This is a genomic window from Paeniglutamicibacter sp. ORCA_105 (genome assembly GCF_045798545.1).
Classification (GTDB): Bacteria; Actinomycetota; Actinomycetes; order Actinomycetales; family Micrococcaceae; genus Paeniglutamicibacter; species Paeniglutamicibacter sulfureus.
This window is the reverse complement of the sequence record NZ_JBIXLM010000097.1, coordinates 1-405: the sequence shown is the minus strand read 5'-3', so window position 1 is coordinate 405 and position 405 is coordinate 1. Positions and strand designations below refer to the sequence as shown.

At 33.1% G+C, this 405-nt stretch carries 1 protein-coding gene; it reads left to right on the top strand.

What is annotated here, in order from left to right; all coding sequences use genetic code 11:
• A partial coding sequence (locus ACIPUB_RS20125; protein ID WP_407609003.1) for a glycosyltransferase family protein occupies window positions 1-405 on the top strand: 405 nt, incomplete at both ends.

Below are 405 nucleotides of genomic sequence, written 5' to 3'. Positions count from 1 at the left end.
TTTGGTGTATTTACCGAGTTTTCCGATGAAAATATCATTAAAGTTTTAGAACAAATCCCTGTTGAATGGAAAGTGTTTTCTAAACACAGCAAAATTCAATATAAAATAAAAAATGTTGAGATTTTCCCGATTGATGAAATTCAATATTTAAAATCTTTCGAAAACTGCGATGGAATTTTATGCAACGCTGGTTTCGAAACCCCTGCCGAAGCCCTTTTTATGGATAAAAAATTATTTGTTATCCCGATTCATAATCAATATGAGCAGGAATGTAATGCGTGTGCTTTGGACAAAATGGGAATCCCAAACTCTAAAGTTTTAGATTTAAATGAAATAAAGGATTGGGTAGCTTCCGATCATCATCTGAAAGTAGACTACCCGGATGATATTGAGCAAATATTGGTG